This is a genomic window from Kribbia dieselivorans NBRC 106261 (assembly GCF_001552435.1).
Taxonomy (GTDB): Bacteria; Actinomycetota; Actinomycetes; order Actinomycetales; family Dermatophilaceae; genus Kribbia; species Kribbia dieselivorans.
The window spans coordinates 1-3,660 of record NZ_BCRE01000133.1; the positions used below are offsets into that span (position 1 = coordinate 1).

The window sequence follows — 3,660 nt, forward strand, 5'->3', positions numbered from 1 at the left end:
CTGCTCACCCCCGCCGATGAGCAGTGGCCGGCCGGGTTGCACGATCTGGACCGGATCGCCGGGCCGGCGCACGGCGCTCCGCACTGTCTGTGGGTGCGCGGACCGCTGGACCTCGGTGAGGCGTCGCGCCGGGCGGTGGCGATGGTCGGGTCGCGGGCGGCGACGTCGTACGGCGAGCAACAGGCGCGAGAGCTGGCCGCCGGCGTGGCCGATCGCGGGTGGACCGTGTTCTCGGGGGCGGCCTTCGGGATCGACGCCGCCGCGCATCAGGGTGCGCTCGCGGTGGACGGGGCGACGGTCGCCGTGCTCGCCTGTGGGGTGGATCAGGCCTACCCGCGCAGTCATCACGCGCTGATCGATGCGATCGCGGCGACCGGGGCCGTTGTCTCGGAATTGCCGCCGGGGTTCGCCCCGTTGCGGCACCGGTTCCTGGCGCGGAACCGACTGATCGCGGCCATGACGAGCGGCACGTGTGTCGTCGAGGCCGGGTACCGATCGGGTGCGCTCAACACGGCTCGGACGGCCGAGGCCCTGTCTCGTCAGTTGTGTGCCGTGCCCGGGCCGGTGACGCACATGTCATCGGCCGGGACGCACGATCTGATTCGGAAGGGAGCGACGCTGATCACCGATGCCGGGGAACTCATCGACGCGGTGGCCCCGACCGGGCAGGGCATCTTGGAGGAGGTGGTGGTGGCGGATCGGCCGCTGGATGGGTTGTCGCCCGAGGAACGGCGGGTGCACGACCGGCTGCGGATCCGCCGGGAGGTCACGGTGGACGAGCTCAGCCGGCTCACCTCGTTCGCCACGGCCACCGTGCTCAGCGTGCTGGGTCGGTTGGAGGTCCTGGGCTGGGCGACGCGTGGGCCGGCCGGCGGGTGGCGGAAGGCGCGGCGGGCCGACGAGGCGGTGACCTCTGCGGTCAGCGGCTGATGTTGCGCATGAGCGTCATCGCCAGCGCATCCTCGCGTGCGCGACGGTGCTCCGGGATGCGGTCGACCTGGTCGCCGACACTCTCGCTGGGGCCGCCCGGGGGCAGCCAGCCGAGAACGGCACGCCACGACCGGACCCACTGGAGGTGCCCCTGGTTCGGTCGGTCGGTGCGATTCACCGAACCGGGCTGGGCGGGCCTCGAGGTGTCGCGGTTGCTCAGTTCCGGGGTTGAGACGATGCGGGGCGGTCGGTCGGTGATACGGATGGTCGAGGCGGCGGTTGGAGGAGTCATGACGTGTTCCCCTGTCGGGTCTGGCGTCCTGCGGGTGCAGTCCGTGCCTTTGTCACGCATTCAAAGGTAGCAGTCCGTGACGTTAGTGTCACGTGAATTAGTGGGTCAATGCGTGATGGAACTGATCATGACAAGGAGATCTGGCGCTGTGGATCACGTGTAGCATGGGTGTCAAGCGTTATGTGGAGGTGGTGTCGATGTCTGGACGGTTTCCAGGAGAGGTCCGCCCGATGCCGTTGCACTCCCTGGTGGACCTGGTCAACGACTGGGGGGAGGTGCCTCGGGTGATCGGCGGTACGGCCGATCGGCCCTACCCATCGGTGGACAGCCTCCGAGAGCGGGACCCAGAGTTCTGGGCCGACTTTCCAGGCACCGACGAGGCAACCCTGATCGAGACGGCCAACCTGATTCACCCGGTCTTTGCCGCAGAGTCGGGCATGCAGTGCGCACAGCGTCTCAACGATCTGGTGGCGCTGTCCCAGCTTCAGCCGGCACTGTCCTCGCGTGACTGGTCCGTTCGCGAGGTCTGGCACAGCGCGCGACCCGATCGGGCGCTGTTGGCCAGCGCGACGTTGGCGCTGATCGAGCAATTGCGCGACGAGCCCGACGCCAGTCGCCTCGGGACGTGCGCCTGCGACACCTGCGTCGACGCCTACGTCGACATGTCGCCGGGCGGGCGCCGGGCGTACTGCTCGGTGACGTGCCAGAACCGGGCGCGGGCTCGGACGTATCGCGCCAACCGCAAGGCGTCCACCAGCGGGGCGGATTGATCGGGACGGACGGTCCGTGTCACGGTGCTGGTATGCCAGCCCCCGTCGCTCCCGATGTCGTCGTGGAGGAGTTCGCCAGGCACCTTCGCGGGGAGAAGGGCAGATCGGAGAACACCGTTCGCGGCTACCTGTCGGATCTGGAGCATCTCTGGGCGCGGTGCGAGTCGGCCGGGCTGTCGTCGTGGACGGATGTGACGCTCGCGGATCTGCGTGGTTGGTTGGGGGAAATGTCCCGGGAGGGGGCCGCCCGCTCGACCGTGGCACGCAGATCCGCGGCGGCACGTACGTTCTTTGGGTGGGCCACCCGGGCCGGACACGTGGCGAAGAACCCGGCGTTGCGGTTGGTCAGCCCGAAACGACGGTCGCACCTGCCGGACGTGCTGACGCAGACCAATGCGCACGACCTGCTGGACGTGGCGATGGTGGCCGCCGATGACGACGATCCGATTCATCTGCGCAACCGGGCGATGCTCGAGTTGCTGTACGCCACGGGGATCCGCGTCGGCGAGTTGGTCGGCATCGATCGCGACGATGTGGACCTCGACCGGCGAGTCGTACGAGTCATCGGCAAGGGGGACAAGGAACGGACCGTGCCGTTTGGGCTGCCGGCCGCCGAGGCGCTCGTCGAATGGCTCGAGCGGGGGAGGCCACGCGTGGTGACGGAGTCGAGTGGACCAGCATTGTTCCTCGGCCGCCGCGGGCGACGGGCCGATCAGCGACAAGTGCGGAGTCTCGTGCACGAGCTCTTGTCACACGTCCCGGACGCGCCGGACCTGAGCCCCCACGGACTGCGGCATTCGGCCGCGACCCACCTGCTCGAGGGTGGTGCCGACCTCAGGCTCGTCCAGGAACTGCTCGGGCACTCCTCGATGGCCACGACGCAGATCTACACGCACGTGTCCATTGACCGGCTGCGGCAGTCGTACCGTCAGGCGCACCCCCGGGCCTGAGGCGTCATGGGACCGGAAGCAGGCGGACCCCTGCTGCGCCGAGCAGGGCGAGCGGATCGATGTAGACCTTGCCGCGCCGCGCTCCGAGGTGTAGGCAGGCAACGTCGCCGCAGTGCAGGGGCGCTTCGGCGATCGTGCCCAGTGGCGTGCCGGCGGCGATCATCTGGTCGCGGGTGACGCGGGGTTCGACGGGTTCGTAGGTGCTGCGGATACCGTCTGCGTGCAGCACGCTCACGGTGCCGCGCCCGTTGATGCGGCCGGCATGGGTGACGCGACCGGTGGCCACTGCGAGGACGGGTGTGCCGGGCGTGGTGCCCAGATCGATGCCCCGGTGTCCGGCGGCGTAGGTGCCGCTGCTGAGGTCGAAGAGCCGGACCACGCGGGGCCGGGGGTGGAGAGGCCAGCGCCATGCTGTCTGTGTCGGTGTGGCAACTGTCGGTGTGGCGGCGCTGATGCGGGTTGTGGTCGGCGTCGGCGGTTGGGCCGTGCTCGTCGAGGCGGTCGTGGTCATGACCATGAGAGCTGCCGTGACGGCCGTCATGGTTCGCCGGCAGACGTGCCTGGACAGCGGTCGGGGTGTTTTCGTCATGGGTCCTACGGTGCGGCGATTCGGGCGCGGTGCCCACCCCGGGTCGAGACCCTGTGCACGACGGGGTGTGGGCGATCGCTGCTGTGGACAAGCATCAGAGGTTGGGGAGTGCCGTGCGTTTGCACGGAG

General features: G+C 69.4%; 5 protein-coding genes. 3 read left to right on the plus strand and 2 right to left on the minus strand.

Annotated elements, in window-relative coordinates:
- On the plus strand, nt 1–930 hold a 930-nt coding region (gene dprA / locus KD1_RS11340; protein ID WP_068401989.1), incomplete at its 5' end, for a DNA-processing protein DprA.
- Here the strand turns inward: dprA and KD1_RS11345 are convergent.
- Entirely contained in the window at nt 920–1,222 is a 303-nt protein-coding gene (locus tag KD1_RS11345) for a hypothetical protein (RefSeq protein WP_068401991.1), read from the minus strand. The two genes, dprA and KD1_RS11345, sit on opposite strands and share 11 nt — an antisense overlap.
- Before the next feature lie 230 nt (nt 1,223–1,452).
- Between KD1_RS11345 and KD1_RS11350 the strand changes: the two genes are divergently transcribed.
- Both KD1_RS11350 and KD1_RS11355 read left to right on the plus strand, forming a co-directional pair.
- Nucleotides 1,453–1,992, plus strand: coding sequence for a CGNR zinc finger domain-containing protein (locus KD1_RS11350; protein WP_068401993.1), 540 nt, complete (start codon nt 1,453–1,455; stop codon nt 1,990–1,992).
- A 32-nt stretch (nt 1,993–2,024) separates the two neighbouring features.
- Nucleotides 2,025–2,942, plus strand: coding sequence for a tyrosine recombinase XerC (locus KD1_RS11355; protein WP_068401995.1), 918 nt, complete (start codon nt 2,025–2,027; stop codon nt 2,940–2,942).
- Between the two features lie 4 nt (nt 2,943–2,946).
- On the opposite strand, the gene KD1_RS11360 is transcribed toward KD1_RS11355, so the two are convergent.
- Nucleotides 2,947–3,531, minus strand: a complete 585-nt coding sequence (locus tag KD1_RS11360) for a murein hydrolase activator EnvC family protein (protein WP_245627379.1) — start codon at nt 3,529–3,531, stop codon at nt 2,947–2,949.
- Nucleotides 3,532–3,660 lie beyond the last annotated feature (129 nt).